We start from the raw sequence: 22,576 nt of genomic DNA on the forward strand, positions 1-22,576 counted from the left end.
GAATACGCTCAATGTTTATCGCCTCTTTACCCTCTTGTTCACGCCTTGGATTGATCATCTTCAACGCCCAATCGACGATCGTTAGGGTACGAAGGCCAAGGAAGTCAAACTTAACCAGACCGGCATCTTCAACATCGTTTTTATCAAACTGCGTAACGAGGCCACCGCCTTCCTCATCACAGTAAAGTGCTGAAAAATCGGTAAGTTTGGTTGGCGCGATCACAACACCACCAGCGTGTTTACCAACGTTTCGAGTAATACCCTCGAGCGACAGCGCCATGTCCCAAATATCCTGCGCTTCTTCGTCGTACTCGAGAAATTCCTTCAAAGCCGGCTCAACTTCAATCGCCTTGCCGAGCGTCATGCCTACTTCAAATGGAATGAGTTTTGAAAGCTTATCAGCCAAACCGTATGACTTGCCCTGAACTCGCGCTACATCGCGCACCACGGCCTTCGCAGCCATGGTTCCAAAGGTAATAATCTGAGATACCGCTTCGCGCCCGTAATGATCCGCAACATATCCAATGACGCGATCACGCCCATCCATACAGAAATCGACATCGAAGTCAGGCATGGAAACCCGCTCGGGATTCAAAAATCGCTCGAATAGCAAATCATATTCAAGCGGATCCAGATCAGTAATTTTCAGTGCATAAGCCACTAACGAGCCGGCACCGGAGCCTCGTCCAGGTCCAACTGGAATGTCGTGATTCTTAGCCCACTGAATAAAGTCCATAACGATGAGGAAGTATCCAGGAAATCCCATCTGCAAAATAATATCGAGCTCAAACTTAAGGCGGTCGTAATACTCTTGTCGTGCTTCTGCCGTGTCGCACCCTTCTAGAATGGTCTCTAAGCGCTCATCCAAACCATCACGGCATAACTTGCGGAAGAAATCATCCATGGTCATGCCTTCCGGCACAGGGTATTGGGGTAAGAAATATTCACCTAGACGCATCTCAACGTTGCAACGCTTCGCGATTTCGACGGTATTTTGAACGGCTTCAGGAATATCACTAAACAGCGCAAGCATTTCTTCCGTGCTTTTCAGGTATTGCTCTTCGCTGTACCGGCGCTTACGTCTAGGATCATCAAGCGTTTCACCATCGGCAATGCACACTCTTGCTTCGTGTGCGTCATAATCTTCTCTATCAATAAACTGCACATCATTCGTGGCTACAACAGGACACCGAATATCTTGTGCAAGACGAACAGACTGGTGAAGGCACTCCTCTTCGTTTTCACGCTTGGTTCGATGAAGCTCAAGATAGTAACTGTTTGGAAAAATGCGCTGCCAATGCTCTGCCCTCTGCTTTGCCAGCTCATACTTGCCCGAAACCAGTGCCACGCCGACATCTCCGCTACGGCCGCCTGACAATGCGATCAAACCTTCTGCAGCATTCTCAAGCCATGCACGTTTGATGAGCGCCCGTCCCTGCTTCTGACCTTGCGTAAAGCCCAGAGAAATGAGCTCTGTGAGGTTTTGATAACCCTTTTGGTTTTTCGCTAGCAGGGTCATCACATACGGACTTGCTTCATCCTCTTCGTTTTCAAGATAAATATCTGCGCCTAGAATCGGCTTTGCTCCGGCGCCTCGAACGGCTTTGAAGAATTTTACGTACGCACAGAGATTCGATTGATCTGTAATCGCAATAGCAGGAATGGCATTTTCCGACACCTTTCCAGCGAGCGCTTTTATTCGCACAAGCCCATTTACTAGCGAAAACTCAGTATGCACGCGCAAGTGGATAAATTGTGACGGAGCACCAGAAGACATGGAGCGGATTTCACCTACAAATATTAGAAGTGGGGGGTATCGCTATGAAGCTCTGCAATGCTAACACGGAGCATGGGGTCTATAAATCCTAGAATGAAAATTAAAAGTGCGGCAACGAGTGCATTCCAGATGCTTGGTCTGCTCGCCTTCTAATTACGCGTTTTAGAAGTGACTTTCGCGATAGGATCATATCGCTCAAACATGTTTCCGTACTGCTCTAGCAAAGCGTTATAGGTACCGTCTTTTTTGATGCGATCCAGTCCTTTATCAAACACATCCCTGTCCTCTTCAGAGAGAAACAGATAACGATATTCACTAACATCAAACAACTCATGGAACTGGACTTGCTGAAGAAAACGGGGGTCACCTGGGTACTCTCGCTCCACCGCCTGTCGCCAAAAATAGCCAAAAATACTTCGTTCCATCACGATCAAATCCACTTCGCGAACAAACAACAGATTTAACTGCAAATGCTGGCGACCAATTTCTTCATACAAAGGATTGTCTTTCACAAGGCTAGAGAAATCGTTGCCNAACAAGAGGCTCGCCTTTTGAAAGGCAACAATCGATTTATCATGCAAGAACGACCATGGCAGGTTTCCAGGAAAACCCTTTTTCTTCAGACTGATTGCAACGTTGTGAAAGTTAACGACCGGTTCGGAGAGGAAGCCGATATCTACAATCGGCGCACCGGGACTCATAATCGCGTCTACTTTCCCTCGCTCAAAAAGCTCATAGGCTCGAGCATAGGGGGCATAAACCGTTTTGACATTATAACCGCTGCCTTCGAGCGCTTTACGGATGATATCCAGCTTTAAGCCACTATCGGTTTCACGGATAACCCAAGGAGGTATAGACAAACTAATGCCCAGACGCAGCTCTTTGTTGCCTTCGTCTGCATGACCCTGCCCTGCACACAACAGAATCGACAGAAACAGTACCATCAACCCAAAAACCTGCAAAACCCACTCTCTCTCTAAATGCCTTAACACTTCGCTGCTCGTACCTGCCTCGAACTACAGCTTCTCAAGCTGCTGTTCAATCTCTGCGACCTTGTTTGCGACCACTTTTTCAAGATGACGCAAATCCGACAGAATTGTTTCTTTCGCATTACGTTCGACAAAATCTTTCTGAGTGATGGTATCTAGCTCGTCCATCACCTTGACAAGCATAGGCGATACTTCGCTGACTTGCCTGTAATCATCACTAGAGAAGTCTTTTTGGGGCTTGATGGAACGGTGAAATTTGAATTTTTCACTTTTTTGGAAGAGATCACCTTTCTCCCGCCGGTGATAAATCTTCAAAACATCGAAATCGCGTTCAGAACGAACAGTGTAGTGGTCAATGTTGCCCAGGCTCTTAACACCGAGAGATTGCAAAGCGCTCAAAGTCTTACTCCTTTGATAAAAGGTTTGCTATTCGCCCAGACAACCTAGCGACAAAGGTCTTTGTCACTTACTAACGCTTGGTGCATTCAGGTACCTTTATGCCACATTTGTGATCGATGCTCAATCCAGCTCTACTAAGCTACCCGCCAAAGCAGAAATGATGAAGCAATATTGCCTTTTGCACAAAACAAACGCTAAATACTGCCAAAAAATACGCTTAGAAGAACCTTCATGACATTATCTCTACAATTTCATCCTCATCGAGGAGGCCTGTTTAACGAGTTACACACTCGCCCATTTCCAGTCATAGCGAGTCCCGCCCACGTCTCATCATTGACGGTTCTTCACGCAAAGGACGATAGCGAGAGCCAGCTAACCCGTGCTCAGGAGTATGAACATATCCGTGACTTGTGCGCGCGCTTTAGCGCTCCTCAGCCCAATTCGGATGCGACATGCTACTACCAAGATTTTGGAAGCTTTGAGTTTCGCTGGGAAAGCCATACCGAGTTTTCTACCTACACCTTCATTCATCATGTTGAAAGCGCCCCATTTGAGAGGACAGGCATCTCTCCATTACCAGAGGAGTGGTTGGCTGGACTACCCGGGAAAGTCATCAGTGGCTTGCACATCGACATCGAAGCACCTCCGGAAAAAATCGATATCGAGTCATTAAGAGGGCATTTTGAGGGCCATCGATTAATCAGCAGTTTCGTGCATGAAAAGCGAGCGCAAATCTGGACTTCTTATCGTATTCACAGCGACAACATGGGCCGCTTTCTGATTTTTAATCATGATCTAAACCCATGCCAAACAGGCCGCCTGGTTCGACGGATTCTTGAGTTAGAAACTTATCGCATGATGGCCTTGCTGGCCTTTCCGATTGCGAAAGAAATTGCACCCAAAATTCGTGGAATGAACCTTGAACTTGCAGGGATCATCACACAGATTGATGCCATTGAAGACCTAGAAGATGAGCGGCGGATGATGAGTCTACTCACCGAACTTTCCGCAAACATAGAAAAAGTGATTTCCGACACGCACTACCGGTTTTCCGCAACAGAGGCATACTACCGCATAGCGAAGAGCCGCATTGCAGAGCTAGAGGAAACAGAAGTATGCGGGCTGCAGACGCTTGATGAATTTCTAACTCGGCGGCTCAAACCAGCCTATTTTACGTGCGATACCGTCAGCAAAGACTTAGATGAACTATCAAGCAGGATTGATCGCGCAAGCGAACTTCTTCGCACGCGCATGAACTTGACGATTGAATCTCAAAACCAGCGTCTACTGCAATCCATGAACCATCGCGGAAAACTGCAACTTCGAATGCAGCAAGCCGTTGAAGGTTTATCCGTCGCAGCCATTTCCTACTATCTGGTTGGCCTTGTGAAGTACGCAGCTGAATCCGCTAAGGCAGTAGGCGTAATAGATTCAAGTTATTTAATCGTGGGATTCGCCGTGCCAATTTGCATTGCAACGGCGGTTCTGGGCTTACGACGAATCAAAAAAAGCATACTCAGAGAAAGCAAAACCTAGACTGTCGAAAAAGTTTACACATCCAACCATTCAAACAAACAAATGAGCAACACTTTACTTATAGATCAGTAGCTTAACTAACTAGGTACACTAATTGCTTATCTAAGCTCTGTTGTAAACGTAGTATTAATAGGGATATGAAAATGAAATTAGCAAGTTTAGTGGCGGCAGCAGCCTTAACGGTCAGTTCAATCGCCAATGCAACCTTGATCACCAATGGCGGCTTTGAAGATTCAACAATCACGAATGGTTGGACCTACTACTCAGATATTGGTGGCTGGGAAGGCGACAACATTGAAGTATGGGCTTCAGGCTTCAATGGCGTAACCTCTTATGAAGGCTCAAAGCATGGAGAATTGAACGCGCACCCTTACGATGGAACTGCCTTCTCGATTTACCAAAGCTTTGCAACGAGTACAGGTGCAGCATACGACGTATCACTAGCATACCGTGCTCGCTCAAGTAACAGCGAATCATTCCGATTAGAATTGTTTACCGGTGACCTAACGAGCCGCACACATCTTCTCGACGTAGTGCTCGACAGCCGCCTCAATGTTTGGAACACCTACCTCAACGATTTTGTTGGCACAGGTAGCGAAACGTATCTGATGCTCACGTCGATCGTTCCAAGCGCTGGCACCGTCGGCAACTTTATCGATGCCGTTAGTGTTTCAGAAGTCCCAGAGCCTGCAACACTAGCACTCATGGGTCTTGGCCTTGCAGGTTTAGCTGGCGCACGCCGTCGATCTAAGTAACGCCAAACCGAACAGCTTTAAAAGGCGCAGAGAGCATTCTCTAGCGCCTTTTTCTTTGCCTGAAATACCGCATACCAGCACTTCAAATAGTGAGCACTGAACCTTAAACCTCGAACCTCGAACCTCGAACCTCGAACCTTAAAGCTTGAACTTTGAACCTTGAAAGTCATCTCTCAAACGCAACTCTTTCAAAACATACTTTGAAGATCAGACTCCGAACATTCGTGCAGCTTCATCTGACAAGCTAGACCATTTAACGCGATCAATCACCTCCACTCAAACGAGCGCACTGCGTGCAATACAACCCAAGATTCCGCGCCATTGAGCGCGTATCCGCCAACCTTCACAACATAAGAGCGACCCCAACGTTCTAACAAACGCAATACTCGCCTTCCCCTTACGCTTACAGAAACGCACGTCGGGGTGCAGGGATAACACCCGGAACGTGGCGACGCTGCGCATTCAGAACAAAATGCACCCAGAACGTCTTAGGCACAAAAAAGCCCGCTATCAAGCGGGCTTTTTATCTCAGATCTGAGCCTGGCGTTATCTAACGCCGCAACCATCTGGGTGCGACGCTAAAAAACAAATCAAGCAGTATGTGTTACTGTTGTCGACGACGCGCCAGAACAAGACCGACAAGGCCTAGCCCGAACAACGCAAGTGTTGCCGGCTCAGGAACAGCAACTGCATTTAAACCGATAATATGGTCATCATGATTGTCATCGGGACCAGCACCAGAATCGTCCCAATAAAGGACGGCATCGTAGAAAACGCCACCAAACGTGTAATCAAGCATTACCGCAAAAGACTGAGCAGAACCGAAATCCTTGTTCTCACCATTCGCTAAACCCGCCGAAATGTTATTCGCATAGAAACGAAAATCCAACAAGCCAGCCGAAACATTCGAAACACTCAAGCTGTTACCAACTGCGTTGGACTTGTTGTTCAAGTTATAGCTATCGTTTTGAAAAAAGAAATCGTTGTTGTAGCCCGCTTCATGCCCCAGATACGTAAAGGTCAGATCAACCGCAGTCGTCGCGAAGACGTTTCCGCCAATGTTGTAATCATCACCTGAGACAAAATTATTATTCGTTGGCGCCGTATAAATCTCACCGCCTTGCACCTCAATCAGACCCGCCTGCGCGCCTGCTGCCAAAGAAACCAGTGCGATCATCGCTAATATCTTTTTCATTTTTTACGATTCCTACTACTTAACTACAAGAATACTTGATCATCCTGACCAAACGAGTACCGAGGTATCAGCAAGAAGCAAACCATCAATAAAAAAACCTTTTAACTCATTAACTTATAGAAAGGCGCGAGCGGTAGATATCTCCAAAGTGTAAATATATCTGACACTCAAAAATCCATCGATAATACCAAGACATTTCGCGAAAGCCGAGCAGTAAACATGACTGCACTTATTGGAATGCCTTGATCTTTATTCTCAACGTTCCGTCTCTTACTTCAACAGACTGCAAGCTCGACTTGGCAAGCCTCTGTTGCGCATTCTCATCATTCAGAACAAACACAGGACTAGCTCGCAAAGCGCCAGAGATTAACCCCTGCGCATAGGGCTTTATCAACGCCGTGCCTTGCTCTGTTAAACCATCAATAACCAAAGTGTTGATGATTGCATCGCGAATATAAAATGCGCCTTCCGTTTTTTCATACACGACCGTACCGCTGACACCAATCGTACCGCTACTTCTCAAACCGTTCGGCGCCAAGGTCTCGATTTGCGCACTGACTCCTACTTTATTCTCGTCTTCATAAAGTCGAACATTCGGGTGCGCAATGGAAATAATCCCGAACAAGGTCTTTCGCTGAAACGGCATCATCTCCTCAACCCGATTTTGCAGCTCTCGTTCAGTGACTTCCTTCACGAAAGTAAAGGCACAAATGGAGGTCGAAAACAGCAGCAACGCCACGCCCAAAACTCGTTTCATTTTTTATCCCTATCCTGACTTAGCCAACAATTAGCCAACCATTAGCCAACCAGCCATCCAATAAATCATTACCAAGCAGATCCTGCTTGAATGTACCACACCGTATCCTCTGGCCCTCGCGCTAAATCCAGCCCCATGAAAAAACCATATCGACGCGCGACGTGATATCGAAAACCCGCACCTTTGTTAATCAAACTATTTGAAGATCCGATATCATCGAGATCATTTGCAATACGCCCCGCGCCTAAGAAGGCCAATAATTCCCAACGAAACCCCATTTCGTACTGCATCTCGACTTCGCTTTGTTGAACATGATTGCCCTGATAGCGTCCGGCAGGTATACCGCGAGAGATCATGGTCGGCGTAGCAAAGGGAGGCAAAAAACCACTTGGATTCACATTCTCACTGTATAACTTAAGCCCCATTCTCCAGTCTTCTTTGAGACGCCAATAATTCAATCCCTCTAGAATAGTCAGGTTATAATCGACATCACTGCCCACTGCATCATCAAAGCGCACCCACTTTAAAGAATACAGATACCCCTCCTTAGGTGAAAACACGTTATCTCGAGTATCGTACTCCGCCACAAGACCAAGGCCACTGGTTTTGGTTTCAACCGTGAGTGCGTTTTTAATCTGCTGTTTGATGTCATCGGGCAAAGTACTGTCGTCCAATGCATCAAAACGACTTGGTTGCATCTCAGCCGAAATCGCGCGCTGCAACACACCCAAAAACAATGGACTTTCCTTTACCCGCATTCTCAATGACTGAAACACACCGCTGGCGCGAGTATTGAGCTCAATCGGAGAGGGCAGCTGGACCTCGCCGAAGCCGTAAAATGCCAAATTTACATCACCATGCCCTCCTCCACCTGTGTATCGGATATTTCCCTTATCCCAAAACGCCATATGGCCCGCACCTGCAAACCAGGAATCATTCCCTGTATAAGCGGCGGCTAAAAACGACGCACTTGGCGGCAACAAGTGCGAGGCCGCTCGTTCGGAGCTTTGCATTGCCTTCAAGCGCTCTTCTTTGTCTTCTTCAGACTCATGAAAAAACACGCCCACCATGCCCGCCCCACCCTCAACGGCAGGATCCGTAATAATTATGGGGACAGGAAGAAAACCATACGCATTTTCAGAAAGGTATCGAGACGCGTCGAACATGCCATCGAGTGGATCAATAAACATGTCTCCCGCCGCAGTTGCATAAGGCGTTGCAGCAAACATCGCGGTGAAAACCGCCCACAAACAAAACTCTCTAGCGCTTTCTCGCAGCCTACATCGCCTAGGTATTGGGTTAATCACTTTCGTCCTCGATATCATTGATTGGGAAGCTCGGAATAGTAACAGAGATACACTCGATCAAAGAACCCTGAAACAACCACACTCGCGTTGAATCGCAGCTTAGGATAAGGTGTCGGTCGTCAACGGTTTTGACGCTCCTCGATCAATGCTGGTCATGCGTCGCTCCTATTCATATTATTTATTAGCTCACTCAATGAAACTACGCTGTTTATCGCGATTAATTACACTGTTTCTCCTCGCGACGCTATCTCTCGAGGCCAGTGCAGATGACTTCCTAGATCGCATGATGATGCAATTCTCGCAAAGCGAAATTGTATTCCAACGCGCAGAAAGTAATGCACCTTTTCTGCCCCTCGCTAGCGCTAATTACAAACGCTATAACGACACCAAGCTTAAATTCGACAACCAGCCAGATATTTCGATTGACCAAACAACCTTCGCGCAAAGTGCAATTTTACCGATTCTCGCAACACCCAAAGATATCGCCTTTGTCGGCGAATGGATTAACAGTTCAAATATCAGCTCAAACAAGAGTGGCTTTGAATCGTTCGATGTTACCCAAGCGGCCCTGCCAATCGGCTGGCTTAGACAAATTAACCAAGAGACGCAGGTTGCCGGTTTTATCGCACCACTTGGCTATAAAGCGACACTCGATAACTCCGATTGGGATTGGCAGACCTTAGGTGGACTTTTTGCGCGTCATGTATACGACAACGACATATGGTGGGCATTCGGTGCATACTTTGATGTAGGTGGCATTGAAGATACCTACCTCCCTTATCTCGGAGCATTTTGGCAAATAGACGAACAATGGAGCGTCAGTGCCATTATGCCCTGGCCTGCCGTATTATTCGCTCCAACAAAAGATACCTTCTTTCGCATCGGCGCATCGCCAACCGGAAGTTCTTGGCAAATCGACTCCGGATCCTCGCAGATCAATCAAGAAATAAGCGGTTGGGATTTTGGCGTCTCGGCTGAACAACGCGTTTTCAAAAACCTTTGGCTTAATCTAGAGACAGGCCTTGGCGGCTTGCGGGCGCTCCGCATCAATGGCAGCCATGTAAGCATGCCAGATTTTAAAGTGGATGCCAGCTCCTATATCAAGCTCGGTATTAACTTCAGACCATCCATACTGTAAAGGCAATAATTCTTGGAAGACGCATACCTACTGCAAGCATCAAGCATGTACTTTTTAAGCTTATGGAAAACCTATCTCGGCCCGCTGATTGCTGCCGGGAGTGGGTTTGGTTATTTTGAGATGCTGACATTCAATCTCGGCGCGGCATTGTCTTCTGCCGTCAGCATGGTGTTCATCAATGATTTTGTGGCCGCACGTCGCACGAACCGAAGAAAGGGGTTCAACGGAAAACTGCGCAAAGCACTTCGGTTTTGGAAAAAATACGGAAGATTGGGTTCAGCAACGTTAGCACCAGTATTAATCGGTATTCCCACGTATGCTGTTCTTGCGCGACACTTTAAAGAACCGCGCAGAAGAATAATTTCTGAATTAGCACTCATTACCTTTGTTTGGTGCAGTATTATCTACTGGGCAGGAAGAGAGGGCCTATTGCTCGCTGAAACACTGCTTTAAGACACACCAACATTATGCAAGTGAGGATGCTGGCTCAGCCGCAGCGCGGCCTTCTCTCTCTGCCTCTCTAGAACTCACCTGGCCTTTCCCTTTCGATTTAGCATCATAGCAGGCAGCGTCTGCCGCCCTGAGAAGAGACTCAAACGACACCTTGCCATCACGCGTATAACCAATACCTAAGCTTGCACCTAGCTTGTCCGCGCCCTCTAGGTCATGCCTTGCCACGTTGATCGCTCTAAGAATCTTGTCACAAACCAGAAAGGCGTCATCCGTAGAATTCACATACAACAAAAGGATAAACTCATCACCGCCAAAACGTGCCGCAACATCCGATTTTCGAATGCTCGCCCGGATAATTTCGCCAATCCGAATCAGTGCTTTGTCTCCGGCTTCATGACCATGCGAATCATTTACTTGCTTGAAGTTATCTAAATCAATAAAAACTAAAGTTGTCAGCTTGTCCTCATTTACCGCCAACGTTCTCGTTTTATTAAACTCGCTCCTAAACTCTTCTCGATTATATAGCGCGACAAGCGGATCGTGCGTAGCCCGATAATTCAGTGAATAGCTCATTTGAATATTATCAAGCATGGTCCTCTGAGTTTGATTCGCGCAACGCATCATCACGATAATTAAAAACAGCACCATCACTGCCAATGCACTATGAATTTCGGTTCCCTCACTCGCTGCGCGAAACAACAGAGGCACGGCTGAAGGGAATAAAAACAAACGATAAGTCGTGGCGTCGACGCCATGCGTGCCGACAGCAGCGGCCACCGACCCACAAATAAAGCAAGCAACTAGAGTCTGATAAAGGGGCTCAATCGAACTGAAAAAGAACAGCGCAAGCACACCAAAATGCAGACCAGAGAGAAAGGTAGTGATCCGATAGACCCTGAGCCAAACAGCGCTTCTATATTGGCCAGGGCGGCGCTTATAAAACAAATAGAGCGCCAGTCGAAACGCATTTAGCGACAAACCAAAAGCAAGCCAAGTCACCAGCCAAGCTCCCGGGTAGATCTCAATCAACAGGAAACCAACAAGGCTGATATTGAGCAAGTTACCGATAATCGCGCCCAGCGAGTTACTCAGTAAAACAGAGATTACCTGCTCTATCTCCCAGCGTTTTCGTAGCTGATCAAAATGTTCTGCTGCGCTATCAGAGGAATGCAAAATGTTTCGTCTTCTAATTATTGGTCACAATGCTCCAACTTAGCCCTGAAGATCGCTTGTCTCGCACACTCAATCGGACTATTCGAAGCGAATGTGCAAAAGTATAGTGTATAAACCACACTAGCGACGGTACTTTTCACTTCTGACTCATTCAGCGACGTACCGCACGAACCAATTTCAATGACAAGCCTAGTTCAGGCCTATCGCGTAGAGCTCGACTTATGACTGTCACGATCTTGTTTCTCATCACGCATACGCTGCTTATGGCTTGCTTTTGCAAAAGCCTGCATGTCCTCTACGGTGTCGGTCTCATCGACGATCTCACGCCCCAACAAGGTTTCGATCGCATCCTCTAAAGAAACAACCCCCTCATTTTGACCAAACTCATCGGTAACCAAAAACAAATGCGCTCTCTGTTTGATAAACGTATCAAGCAGACTTTGCACAGGGAGCTTATTCGACACGCGAAACAGTGGTTTCATGACTGTCCCTATACACTCATTACCCTTACCGTCTCGCTCCGCCTCGTATAAGTCTGCGCGAATGACTTTACCAATCACATCATCTACATGCTCACCGTACACGGGAATACGCGTAAATTGTCGAGTCAGCGGATCGTTCAAGGCATCGCTGATACTTGTCTCAGTGGAAAGCATGTGCACAACACTTCGTGGTGTGAGAATTTTCTCGGTGGTAATTTCCCGAAGACTTAGAAGATTGGAAAGGTACTCATTTTCCTGCGTAAATAGATTTCCCTCCCTGTGACCAAGAGACGCAAGCGCAATAATCTCTTCACGCGTAATTTCATTGCTTTGATTTGAGCTAAACAGCTTGGTCAAACGCGTCGACAACCACACCAGCGGATACACCAATTTAACAAGCCAGGAAATGACATAAGCGGCAGGAATCGCTAACTGACGCCAAAACGTCGCGCCTAGGGTTTTTGGAATAATCTCGGAAAAGTACAGGATGGCGAGTGTCAGCAATACGGCAATTAAGGTTTCCCACTCTGCACCAAACACTTGCATCGCTTGGGAACCAACACCAGCGGCCCCCATTGTATGCGCGAAGGTATTAAGTATGAGGATGCTCGACAATGATTCATCGAGGTTGTCTCTAATCTCCCTAAGCTTACCTGCACGCGTGGGCTTTTCCGCATTGGTGGTCTCGACAAAACTAGGTGAGATAGAGAGCAAAACTGCTTCGAGAATAGAACACAAAAACGAAACGCCAATCGCGATCGCAAGATAAATAACAAGGAGAGTCATGCCGCCTTACCAGTAATGAGACACGCTAACTGTAGCACGTTGAGAATCAGGGCTCTAAGGATATACTCACCAACAGCACAGAAAAAAATAGATAAAACATTTTATAAGGCGACCATTTTTACGAGGCGCAGTTTCTATAGCAGGCCGCCGTTAATCTGAGATCGGTATTTGTCTGCTACCAAAACCGCTGCAGGACAGGGTGAGCATTCCCATAGTGAAAACGCACCTCGACCGGCAAGCCCTCAACAAACTCATCGATTGGCTCATCAATATCAATTTGCACCTTAATCGCCGCTTTCGATGTTTCGAAAGGCCCGGACAGCATTGCAGGAATCTTATCTACTACTTTTACCGGCACTTTCACCTCCCCAATGTATTTTTTTCCATCCGGGAACCTGATTGTAGCCTTGCTACCCTGCTTCGCATATTCCAAACGGTTTGGCTGCAGGTAAACATTCACAACCGGTTGCTCACGATTACGCAGTGACATAAGTGGGCTCGCCTTAACGACAAATTCGCCCTCGCTTACAAAGACTTCGTTAATAATCGATTCAGCATGTGCGTAAATATTCAGCTGACTCTGCTTCGCTTTTGCTCTACTTAGCTCTTTTTCCAGATCAAGCAAAACGCTAGCAGTGAAGCTGCTTGTTTCCCTTGCATGAGAAAGAATGCTCTCGCGCTCTGCCTCAACGGCTTTGTCTTCAATTTCAAGTTTGGCCAACTCAAGCGCAACGCGATCCGACAACGGCATATGCTGTGCGTATTTTTTATCCGATATTTCCTTTTTGAAACCGAGCGATGTTTTTTTTGCGTTATCGTAAAGTGCCACTTTTCGATCACTAACATCCTCAATTTTTAAGCTCGTCCTGTAAACAGACTCTTCATATTCCGCCAATCGATTTTCAAGCAAAGCTATTTCGGCCGCAAACACAGATGAGCGCATTTCAATCAAAGGAGCCCCACGCGTTATTCGATCCCCCTGTTGATAGCCAATATCAACAACAACCCCCTCATCGCGTGCGAATATCGTCACCGGCTCACTCGTTAGAATACCATCCGCTTTTACTAATATATCGGCATTGAAAAAATGCCAAAATACGTACACGACGGGGCTAACAACCAGCAATACCAAAAGGTACCAACGCATCTTGAACGTTGCCCTTTTAGCTGGCGCGTAAGAAACCTTAAAACCCGTTTGACGCGTCGGGTCATGCTGCTTTTCATGTTTAAATTCAACTTTCATTAGAAGCGTTTTCCTCGCGCCAAAACCCACCACGGAGCCATATTGCTTTCTTCATGCCCCCGCCGTACCAGTTCATTCAAAGTAAAAAATACTGTCGCCATGCGCATACATAAGCCATAAAAAGGATAAAGCGGCATGAACAGCAGCGCTTTAAAGTCCTGCACTTTGCGCTCTGACACCATATACATAAATAAGCCATAAAGTAGCAGCGCATAAATTAGATAGATAATGTACTGAACGACCAGCAAAGCAAGATATTCATTAATATCAACATGAGCGAACATAGCGATATTAAATACCAGAATGAGAATGGGCAGCATAATGCTCTGCCAAATACCGTAAATGAGCGTAAACAAAAAGGTTTTCCAGCCAATTAAACCCGGATTCAAGGCATAGCGGTGTTTGCGCATGTATAAAAAGACGAGATCACCATCCCAACGCAGGCGCTGACTGAACAGTTGCTTAAAGTTAGCTGGCACATCGGTATGCCCGATTGCTAAAGGTACGAAGGGCAAACGAAAGTTGGGGTGCCGTTTAAAATACTGCTTGATTCTAACCGTCAGATCTAGATCTTCTGCTGTATGAGTATCCCAAGCACCAATTTGCTTCAAAAAATCGCGCCGAAAAATGCCAAACGCGCCAGAGATATTATTAATCAGATTCCAATTCGCCAAGCCTGTTTTATTGCCCTGAATCGAGATCATATACTCCAAATTCTGCATTTGCGTTGCGAGACCGTCGGTATAATTGCGAACACGTAAGGAACCTCCCGCTGCGGGCACGTTCTCATCCTCAAATTCACGCAGCACCTCGACAATCATCGTATTGTCGAAAGAAGTATCGCCGTCGGCGTTCATCACGATCTCACCACTCGCGAAAGCAAGACCTGAGTTTAAAGTAGAAACCCTGCCGCCACGCTGCCATTTCGGAATGATTTTCAATGTTCGATTTGGATAGTATTTAACGAGTTCTTCGCATTTACGTGCGGCCTCGTAGGTATCCTGATTCTGGATCGCGCCATCTACGACGGGGATAATTTCAATAATGCCTTTGTAATTCTGCTCACACAAACTCACCACCGTCTTAATGATGTCATCACCCTCTCCATAGCAGGTAATAATGCAGGATACTTTAGGTTGAATGCATAAGGGTTTGCGTTTTTTGTAGCATCGATACCAGCGAACCATACCGGTTATGGTTAGAATACTAATCGGCGCCTCAAGCAAGAAAATAAGTGGCAGCACATAAGCAGCGGCAGACGGATCCTCAATAAGCGCGTGAAGAGCACTTTGAATAGAGTAGTAAATACTTAAACTATCTACCATTGCCAGTTCCTAGCCTTTTGTTTCAACAGTGCTTACAAGTTCTTGTTCTGCAATACTGCTCAGCCAGGTACGTGTTTCTGCAAGCCCGCCCTTATCAGACAACTCATAAAACGTCGCGAGTATTTCAATAGGACTATCTAGCGCATCCTGAGAGATGCTTTCAATCGTATTTTTTAGTTTTTCGACGTCAGCTTCATCGTAGTTAGGCAGCAAGAAAAGCCAAAGCGTATCATCCACATTGCAGCGCACGACACTCGTATTGAGATGCGAAGCAAGTCGTGTCAAAAATTCATTATAAAAATCGAGCAAAGCAGGTTCAGAGTTACCACGAACAAAATGAGCGTCACCGGCCACTGTAAACTTGAGGCAATAGTGTTTGCTAACACTATTTTTATCATGAGCTTGCGACAAGGCATTAGTGGGCTCTATCAGCCAAGCTGTTTGCCATGCAAAGCGCTCCAAGTCGAGCGGCGCATCCAAACTCTCGGCGAGTTTCTGCGTTACCGTTCCATACTGGGCTTTTTCTGCACCACGATCACCTAGAGCAAAAGAAAAGTAATTATTGGTGACCAAGCTATGTTGCTCATATTCATGATCACAACTCAAACAAAAGACCTTCACTTGACCATCAATGCTCATCGCATCGCAGCTCCTGCAGCGCATATTCTCAATAGGACGATCATAGTCCGTCCCGATATGCCGCAATTGCGTGTGGCAGTTCTTGCAACTCAAACGCTCATGAAACTGAAATTCCTGCTCCGCAGCAACATGCCCACATGTAAAACAATGAATCGCCCGCTCTGTGTGTATATCAATGGAATGACATGACGGACAGCAGTCAACAAAATTCAATAAAGCCGACTGACATCCGGGGCAGTTTCTAGTGCGCGCAATATTCGCATCCTGCGATAGCCATTGGGCATCTTCCTGTTTATTTAACCAAGCCAACTGTTGAGAGGGTGTCGAAGACGGGCTCCACAGGTCTAACAAAGGATAATGATAGGCTTCGACCAAACCCATATTTTTAACCGCCGCAATCTTCCTTTCGGGAACCAACCACAAATAACGAATCAAGCGTTCGATCAAATTTGCATGCGCATTCAAAGAAAGAATCTCATTTCGCTGAGTGTAGTGATAGAACAACGGAATGAGCCTCTCTAGTTGCGTTTCGTCGAAGCTAGAGATTAATGCATCGCTCAACGGGTGTTCGAACCCAAGCGTGACGATGGGCTTAAGTCCATGTTCCGACTCGCGAATAACATTAACCGTCTCTGGAGCCGATACCGCCATGCTGTCTTTTGATAGATCGCCAACGATGACAAACGCATTAAATTGCTCACTATCAGACTCATCAAAGCGATCAAGCGCTCTTACTTGTACTTCAGACTCTACAACTTCAAAAGACGCAGACAGTTGGGTGAACTGCTCCTTAGAAGCGCCAATCACAGCAATACAAAACGTGCTTTTCATAAAAAACCGATGGTGAACTAAATTTTTAGGAAGTCAGTCTAGATTAGAGCAAATAATATTTTACACAAGAGCGTATTAACCCCTGCGCACCCGGCCTTGAAAGCCTGAAAGCCCAAAACCATCACAGCCGATTAAACTCACCGTGCGAATATCTAAAACAGGCCTTTAAGTTTGTCTTTAAGCGCATTGCTCGCTTTGTCTTTGGCCTCATCGGCCTGCGCATCAACGTAAGAATCAAGCTGCGTATCTAATAGAGACGCCACCGAATCAAGCTCGCCGTCCAGCAAGGCACTTTGATCGCCAAAGTAGTTAGTGACCTCTTTATTCTCTGCCAAATAATTACTTAGCTTGCTATCAAGCTTTGCCTTCAGCTTGCCCTCCCATTCTTTTTGTTTTTCTTTAAATCTTCCCGCGATCGCGTCTTTTAACACTTTGTCGAGATCAGATTCAAATGCAAACTCTGGCCGAGATAAGGTTCCAGATAACTGGCTGTTCAGATAAAAGCCTTCAACATTGGCAAGCGCACTTGCAAGCTCTTTAGCAACCTGCGACTCACCATCACCGACAAGCGTTGCGCTGTTAAAGCGACTGCCCACAGAACCGCTTAGGTTTTGATTTTCAAGCAGAACATCGGCGTTGAGATCCAATTTCGCAGCGGCAACGCTGACNGCGAGATTCTCGCTCTGGCTGAGATTCAGGTCTTCCAAACTCTGGCCTTTGATATCGATAGCGAGTGTATCGGTGGCCTGTTCCGTTCGGTGATCAATGGTCAACAAAATATCCAGTGCATCGGTATCGTTTAATTCGGTCGCCTTGGCGCTAACAACACTCGGCTTGCCCGTAAGATACTGCTGATGCGTGATATCTTGCCCCAACAACATAAGCTCACCCTGCGAAAGCACAGCGCTGGCTTGCGCTTTTTGAATCAGGAAATCAGGCGTTTTCGCCTTTGCACCAAAATGAATAAATCGTCCGGTCCCGCGTTCAGGGGCAATAAGGTCTTGATGAGCCTCTGCTGTTACGTCTTCAGAAGAGCCGTCTGTATTGGCCATAAGCGGCGCAAGACGGTTATACCAATACATAGCATCTTCAACATAAGACTGAAACTGCGACCCAAAGAGTAAGCCAGTAAGATTAAGCCCACCGTCCGCATCAAGGCTATATTGTGCTTTTAGTGCCTTGAAGTCTTCCTGCGGCGCGCGCTTGAGCGCTTGATAATTCTTCTGTACCAAATCTTGGCTTTGCTGAAGATCCTTTTTCGCCTGGAGCAATAAGGCCTGATCTTTTTCTAACTCACGCTTTAAGGCATCAAATTTAGTTTTACGTGCGTTAAATGCCTCTAGCGAGTCGATGTCGCCACTCGTCAGCTTCTTAAATTCTTGTTCGTAATATTCAAGACGAGTTTCGTCAGGCAGCGCTTGAGCGGTCGCTTGCCATTTGTTTTTCTGCTCCGCGAAGGTGGCATCTAACTGCGTTGCTAAGCTCGTCGTTTTGAGCGGATGCCGCTCTAAAATAGACTCCGCATCCGGCAATTCGCCACCAAGACTGGCGAAGGATTCAGAAACAGAAGGCGGGGCTGCATCGCTTTCTTCGCCTGAAGCCTTGTCGTTCGCTAGGCTAGAGTCAGACACAGCGCCCGACTCTGTGCGTTCAGTGCCGAAGCGCAGCGACTGAATGTTTAGATCTTCAATGATGATCTTACCGCCCCAAAGCTCAAACAAATTAAGCTCTGCGTAAGCTTGCTCCAGTTCTAGCATATTCTGCATAGGCTGCTTCGCATCGGTAACTTGTAAGCCAAAGATGTAAATACCTGCCGGAGAGAGCGATAGATCAACATTCGCAACGTCAACGCGCGCGCCATTAATCTGAGTTCCTGTGCGCTCTATTCCCTGCTTAATGAGCCACGGTGCTGCCCAATAAAAACAGAGCACGAGCAGCGCTGTAATCAGCGCAAAGGCGACAATACCAACAGGTCGGATCATGCTCTTTTGTTTAGTCTGATTCATCGTGCTACCTCTGCCACTGAATACGCCGATGAAAGCTTCTGGAACCAGCTCGAAGCCTTTAACGCCTTTACAATGTGCAAGCGATTCACCCAAGCCACAACGGTGTCGCGGTAGCGTTTGATTAACCAAACACTAACGATATACACAGGAACCGCAAGTACACTAGCGAGCAGCAAGCTACCGATAGTCAGGGTGTTATTAAAGTGCGCCAGGCGCCAAAGGTCACTTTGGTACATACTCGCCCATAACGCTTGTAAAGAATCATTGAGCAAAAGCCCTTCGCCGATAGACGCTGAGTAAGGGTCAAGTAGCCAAGCGATACCCGACCAAACGGGAAAGCTTGCAAAAAACGTAAATAAGTTGATCCTCAAAACACACAGCATCAAAACCACCAGCAGATTATGTAGGCTCCAAAACGGCGTCAGCGCCATGATCATAGAGAGTACGATCGCACCTGCCAGTTGCGCTGGGTTTTCATTTGCATTGAGCAGTTTTAGAAACTTGATAAATCCGTTTAGCATTGTTCGTGCACCAACATCTTTTAAATAGAACAAAACATTAACGCCCTAGTCTTTAAAAAGCTAGAACCTAAAGGCGAAAGTCTAAGATGCAAACCTTACAAGAGATGTGAAGAAAATAGCTCGGCCGCTGTTTCAATTACTACGGCATGGCGCCGAGCTAGTCGTGCATGATCTTTATCGTACCCACCACCAATCACAGTGGCCACAGGTATACCCCGACTTAGACACGCCTTTAGAACCAGCTCATCGCGCTGCCTAATACCAGACGAACTGATATCGAGGTGTCCGAGCCCGTCATCCACCCAGACATCAACGCCAGCATCATAAAGCACGATATCCGGCGCTTGTTGATCTAGTAAGCTTTGGAGAGTGCTCTCGACGATTTCCAGATAGTCATGATCGGACGTATGCTTTTCTAGACCAATATCGAGATCACTATCGCTCTTGCGAAACGGAAAGTTCTTTTCGCAGTGGATAGAGCAAGTAAATGCGTGCGGTTCATTACTCAGCATCGCCGCTGTTCCGTCACCCTGGTGAACGTCTAAGTCAAACACCAGAACGCTGTTCACCTCCTCACATTCGATCAGCGTTTTTGCAGTAAACGCAAGATCATTTAACAAGCAAAACCCTGAACCAAAATCATGGTGCGCATGGTGTGTCCCTCCTGCGAGATGGCTTGCCATTCCGTACTTTAGAGCGAGTCGCGCCGCCAAGAGCGTTCCGTTTGGTGCGGTAAACGTTCGATCAACAAGCCCCTGACTCCATGGCAAACCAATGCGACGCCAAGCCCTTGGGTCAAGCTGCTGATCACAGATCATATCCAAGTAATCCTTATCATGCACACGAGCCATCACCTCTTTTGAAACAACGCCCGGAGTAAACAGATTACGATCACTAACGAAACCTTGATCGCAACAGTAGTCATAAAGACGCACGAACTTCGACATCACGAAGCGATGGTTCTCGGGGAAGGCACACGAGTAATTAGGGTGATAAACAAGAGGTAGCGAATTCAAATATCTACTTGATCTAAAAAAGTCCTTGGATGACCTAACCTTACCAGAACTGTTTAGTTCGTCGAGAGCCAAAATTACGTAACGCGCGTGTTACCGCGTAATTCTTAAAATCGATATCGAAAATTGCCTGCAGCTCATTTAAGCTAGCCCAATGAAACTGACTCATCGAAATTTCGTCTCAAACGCCACGATATGCTTCATACGGTTCGCTTGTGCGCTCGCGTGTCTAACCAGTCCGAACTTAGAAGCAGCGGTTGTGCTTCAATACCACCATGTGGACGATAAGTCACCGCCCAGCACAAGTATCAGCCCAGAGCTATTTGAAAAGCACCTCGAATATATCGAGGAGAATGGTTTTGAGGTCTGGTCGCTGCCTGATGTAGTCGAGCATCTCAAAGCATCAAAGCCTCTTCCAGACAAGGTGGTTTCGATTACCTTTGACGATGCCTATCGATCGATTTACCAGTCTGCATACCCAATGCTTCGCGATCGCGGCTGGCCATTCACTATTTTCGTTGCTACTCAGCCCGTGGAGCAAAAACTAAGCTCGTTTATCACCTGGGCTGAGCTAAAAGAAATGTCAAAGAACGGCGCAACAATCGCTAACCATACGCATAGCCATGCGCATTTAGTGCGTCAGCTAGCCGAAGAAAATACAGCGACGTGGCTGCAGCGTGTGCGCGAGGAGATAACAAGGCCAGAGCGTTTAATCGAGAAAAATCTGGGCAAAACAGAAAAGTTATTCGCCTACCCTTATGGAGAATATACAGCTGAAGTTCAAGCCTTACTAAAGGAATTGGGCTATACGGCATTTGGACAACAGTCGGGCGCTGTTGGACAAGACCTGGACATGACCGCCCTTCCGCGCTTCCCGATGACCAATGTATTTGGAGCGATGAGCCAATTTAAAACCAAAGTAGCCAGTCTACCCATGGCCGCCAAAAAGTTAGCGCCTGATTTGAAAATCGTAACGGGCGATGCACTCGCAGAAGGACTAAGCATTCAGTTTACGAAACAATACGCTGGTATTACCTGCTTTTTCGAAGGCCAGCCCTTAAAGCTCAAACAAACCCGCGAATCCATCGTGATTGAAGCGTTTCCCGTCTTACCCGTCGGGCGTTCACGTATTAACTGTACAGCACCATCGGAAGAGCTGGGGCGGTTTTACTGGTTCTCCCACGCTTGGATCAAACCAAAGCCCGATGGCTCTTAGTACGCAGAGCACTAGCGCTCTGCACTTCGCGACCGGCCTGTGCTTCGTCGCCTAATACCATCGAGTTACTGCTTGGCAGCATCTCCAGAGGCCTTACTCTGATCTTGTTGATCTTGCTCAGCATCGTCATTTTTCACAGAGCTATCCGCTAATCCGGCAGTGTCGCTCCCCTGATCTTCTGCTTCTTCAACAACCTTAGGCGCTGCCGCGCATGGACCTTTACCGTGCGGCGATAGATCGTTAACCCGAATCATCAGACGAATCTCATCAATATAGTGTTGCCCGCGTTCCGAATAACTTCCTAAACCAGCCGCGAGCACACACCCATGAACAGGCTTACTCTCATTGCGCGCATCGAGGCGGAGTTGTCGCACCATGTCGTAAGACGGATGGCTGTTAATGTTGAGGAAATACGCTTGCACAGACTCTTTCGGCGAATCAAAAGTTCGCACTTCATGGTTCGCACCCTCGTTTCGACTTGATGGAACCATTCCGCAACCTTTACTAAAGCACCATTGGCCAAAAAAGTTGTAGCCCTCGGTCGCGAAGCGTGACGTTCCCCAAGCAGACTCAATCGCTGCCTGCGCCAAGACCAAGGAGCTCGGCACAACATCAACGCGACTCAGTAGATCCGCGACATCCTTTTCACTCGCTGGATCATTAATATCTAAACGATACTTCTTAGCTAATTTCTCCAAGGTGCTTTGTTTCACACCTGACTGTATTTTCTCGCGAATCGATAAAATACGCTGATTTTCCTCTTCAGCGAGTGCTCCAAAATACGTAAAGAACGCCTGCTTCTTTGCCGATACCGACTCCATACTCTTAAAGTCAGGCACCTCTACGGTCTCGAAAGAGCCGTCGGACTCAATGATAAAAATAATCAAGCTCCAGAGAACACAAAGCGCTATCAGCCCCTGAAGAAATGATATTTTTTCAATTAGTTTGAGCATCACTTTTCCTTATCATGCCAGTGGGATTAAAAACAAAAAGACAATGATTACTTCTCTCTCCAGGCGGCCCATGGATCACCAC

20 protein-coding genes are annotated in these 22,576 nt (G+C 46.9%); 5 read left to right on the forward strand and 15 right to left on the reverse strand.

All coding sequences use genetic code 11. From position 1 onward, the window contains the following. From dnaE to A3751_RS00055, 3 genes are all read right to left on the reverse strand, one after another. Positions 1-1,777 (reverse strand): DNA polymerase III subunit alpha (dnaE, locus tag A3751_RS00045; RefSeq protein WP_156492132.1); only part of this gene is annotated, 1,777 nt, incomplete at its 3' end. A gap of 149 nt (positions 1,778-1,926) precedes the next feature. Then, positions 1,927-2,769, reverse strand: coding sequence for a transporter substrate-binding domain-containing protein (locus A3751_RS23805; RefSeq protein ID WP_068450743.1), 843 nt, complete (start codon positions 2,767-2,769; stop codon positions 1,927-1,929). Positions 2,770-2,793: 24 nt separating this feature from the next. After that, complete coding sequence (locus A3751_RS00055) at positions 2,794-3,165, reverse strand: DUF3461 family protein (RefSeq protein ID WP_068450752.1); 372 nt, start codon at positions 3,163-3,165, stop codon at positions 2,794-2,796. A gap of 231 nt (positions 3,166-3,396) precedes the next feature. Here A3751_RS00055 and A3751_RS00060 point away from each other — a divergent pair, with 231 nt between their 5' ends. Together A3751_RS00060 and A3751_RS00065 are read left to right on the forward strand one after the other, a co-directional pair. Beyond that, on the forward strand, positions 3,397-4,701 hold the full coding sequence (locus tag A3751_RS00060) for a DUF3422 family protein (protein ID WP_068450755.1): 1,305 nt from the start codon (positions 3,397-3,399) through the stop codon (positions 4,699-4,701). 143 nt (positions 4,702-4,844) lie between these two features. Further along, positions 4,845-5,456, forward strand: a complete 612-nt coding sequence (locus tag A3751_RS00065; protein ID WP_068450809.1) for a PEP-CTERM sorting domain-containing protein — start codon at positions 4,845-4,847, stop codon at positions 5,454-5,456. 604 nt (positions 5,457-6,060) lie between these two features. Here the strand turns inward: A3751_RS00065 and A3751_RS23330 are convergent. From A3751_RS23330 to A3751_RS00080, 3 genes are all read right to left on the reverse strand, one after another. After that, positions 6,061-6,651 (reverse strand): PEP-CTERM sorting domain-containing protein, encoded by a 591-nt coding sequence (locus A3751_RS23330; RefSeq protein WP_068450763.1) that lies wholly within the window; start codon positions 6,649-6,651, stop codon positions 6,061-6,063. A 229-nt stretch (positions 6,652-6,880) separates the two neighbouring features. Further along, complete coding sequence (locus A3751_RS00075) at positions 6,881-7,408, reverse strand: DUF1439 domain-containing protein (RefSeq protein WP_068450766.1); 528 nt, start codon at positions 7,406-7,408, stop codon at positions 6,881-6,883. 68 nt (positions 7,409-7,476) lie between these two features. After that, entirely contained in the window at positions 7,477-8,658 is a 1,182-nt protein-coding gene (locus A3751_RS00080; protein ID WP_197466051.1) for a glyceraldehyde-3-phosphate dehydrogenase, read from the reverse strand. Between the two features lie 250 nt (positions 8,659-8,908). On the opposite strand from A3751_RS00080, the gene A3751_RS00085 reads away from it, so the two are divergent. Next, the gene (locus tag A3751_RS00085) at positions 8,909-9,853 is read left to right on the forward strand and encodes a hypothetical protein (RefSeq protein WP_068450772.1); all 945 of its coding nucleotides are present in this window, start codon (positions 8,909-8,911) and stop codon (positions 9,851-9,853) included. A gap of 12 nt (positions 9,854-9,865) precedes the next feature. Then, entirely contained in the window at positions 9,866-10,306 is a 441-nt protein-coding gene (locus A3751_RS00090) for a hypothetical protein (protein WP_068465238.1), read from the forward strand. A gap of 12 nt (positions 10,307-10,318) precedes the next feature. Here the strand turns inward: A3751_RS00090 and A3751_RS00095 are convergent, their stop codons facing one another. From A3751_RS00095 to A3751_RS00130, 8 genes are all read right to left on the reverse strand, one after another. Beyond that, positions 10,319-11,479 carry a diguanylate cyclase gene (locus A3751_RS00095; protein ID WP_068450778.1) on the reverse strand — a complete coding sequence of 387 codons (1,161 nt, stop codon included), beginning with the start codon at positions 11,477-11,479 and terminating at the stop codon, positions 10,319-10,321. Positions 11,480-11,679: 200 nt separating this feature from the next. Then, on the reverse strand, positions 11,680-12,747 hold the full coding sequence (locus tag A3751_RS00100) for a CNNM domain-containing protein (RefSeq protein WP_068450781.1): 1,068 nt from the start codon (positions 12,745-12,747) through the stop codon (positions 11,680-11,682). Between the two features lie 175 nt (positions 12,748-12,922). Next, on the reverse strand, positions 12,923-13,990 hold the full coding sequence (locus A3751_RS00105; protein ID WP_068450783.1) for an HlyD family secretion protein: 1,068 nt from the start codon (positions 13,988-13,990) through the stop codon (positions 12,923-12,925). Continuing rightward, the gene (locus tag A3751_RS00110) at positions 13,990-15,315 is read right to left on the reverse strand and encodes a glycosyltransferase (RefSeq protein ID WP_068450786.1); all 1,326 of its coding nucleotides are present in this window, start codon (positions 15,313-15,315) and stop codon (positions 13,990-13,992) included. The genes A3751_RS00105 and A3751_RS00110 overlap by 1 nt, the downstream gene beginning before the upstream one ends. A gap of 9 nt (positions 15,316-15,324) precedes the next feature. Then, complete coding sequence (locus A3751_RS00115) at positions 15,325-16,785, reverse strand: hypothetical protein (protein WP_068450789.1); 1,461 nt, start codon at positions 16,783-16,785, stop codon at positions 15,325-15,327. A gap of 152 nt (positions 16,786-16,937) precedes the next feature. Beyond that, a complete protein-coding gene (locus tag A3751_RS00120; protein ID WP_068450791.1) occupies positions 16,938-18,791 on the reverse strand; it encodes a TIGR03545 family protein in 1,854 nt (617 codons plus the stop codon). Further along, the gene (locus A3751_RS00125; RefSeq protein ID WP_068450794.1) at positions 18,788-19,312 is read right to left on the reverse strand and encodes a TIGR03546 family protein; all 525 of its coding nucleotides are present in this window, start codon (positions 19,310-19,312) and stop codon (positions 18,788-18,790) included. Before A3751_RS00125 ends, A3751_RS00120 begins: the two co-directional genes overlap by 4 nt. A 95-nt stretch (positions 19,313-19,407) precedes the next feature. Further along, positions 19,408-20,328 carry a histone deacetylase gene (locus A3751_RS00130; RefSeq protein ID WP_068450797.1) on the reverse strand — a complete coding sequence of 307 codons (921 nt, stop codon included), beginning with the start codon at positions 20,326-20,328 and terminating at the stop codon, positions 19,408-19,410. Positions 20,329-20,584: 256 nt separating this feature from the next. Here A3751_RS00130 and A3751_RS00135 point away from each other — a divergent pair, with 256 nt between their 5' ends. Continuing rightward, positions 20,585-21,541: a polysaccharide deacetylase family protein gene (locus A3751_RS00135; protein ID WP_197466052.1), complete on the forward strand. Its 957-nt coding sequence runs from the start codon at positions 20,585-20,587 to the stop codon at positions 21,539-21,541. 65 nt (positions 21,542-21,606) lie between these two features. On the opposite strand, the gene A3751_RS00140 is transcribed toward A3751_RS00135, so the two are convergent. Continuing rightward, positions 21,607-22,494: a glucosaminidase domain-containing protein gene (locus A3751_RS00140; RefSeq protein WP_068450802.1), complete on the reverse strand. Its 888-nt coding sequence runs from the start codon at positions 22,492-22,494 to the stop codon at positions 21,607-21,609. Positions 22,495-22,576 lie beyond the last annotated feature (82 nt).

The organism is Oleiphilus sp. HI0080 (genome assembly GCF_001635135.1).

What these genes read in the sequence shown, in the direction of transcription:
- A3751_RS00060 (WP_068450755.1), top strand. Translation starts at nt 3,397, where the DNA reads ATGACATTATCTCTACAATTTCATCCTCATCGAGGAGGCCTGTTTAAC.
- A3751_RS00065 (WP_068450809.1), top strand. Translation starts at nt 4,845, where the DNA reads ATGAAATTAGCAAGTTTAGTGGCGGCAGCAGCCTTAACGGTCAGTTCA.
- A3751_RS23330 (WP_068450763.1), bottom strand. Translation starts at nt 6,651, where the DNA reads ATGAAAAAGATATTAGCGATGATCGCACTGGTTTCTTTGGCAGCAGGC.
- A3751_RS00075 (WP_068450766.1), bottom strand. Translation starts at nt 7,408, where the DNA reads ATGAAACGAGTTTTGGGCGTGGCGTTGCTGCTGTTTTCGACCTCCATT.
- A3751_RS00085 (WP_068450772.1), top strand. Translation starts at nt 8,909, where the DNA reads ATGAAACTACGCTGTTTATCGCGATTAATTACACTGTTTCTCCTCGCG.
- A3751_RS00100 (WP_068450781.1), bottom strand. Translation starts at nt 12,747, where the DNA reads ATGACTCTCCTTGTTATTTATCTTGCGATCGCGATTGGCGTTTCGTTT.
- A3751_RS00105 (WP_068450783.1), bottom strand. Translation starts at nt 13,990, where the DNA reads ATGAAAGTTGAATTTAAACATGAAAAGCAGCATGACCCGACGCGTCAA.
- A3751_RS00110 (WP_068450786.1), bottom strand. Translation starts at nt 15,315, where the DNA reads ATGGTAGATAGTTTAAGTATTTACTACTCTATTCAAAGTGCTCTTCAC.
- A3751_RS00115 (WP_068450789.1), bottom strand. Translation starts at nt 16,785, where the DNA reads ATGAAAAGCACGTTTTGTATTGCTGTGATTGGCGCTTCTAAGGAGCAG.
- A3751_RS00125 (WP_068450794.1), bottom strand. Translation starts at nt 19,312, where the DNA reads ATGCTAAACGGATTTATCAAGTTTCTAAAACTGCTCAATGCAAATGAA.
- A3751_RS00140 (WP_068450802.1), bottom strand. Translation starts at nt 22,494, where the DNA reads ATGCTCAAACTAATTGAAAAAATATCATTTCTTCAGGGGCTGATAGCG.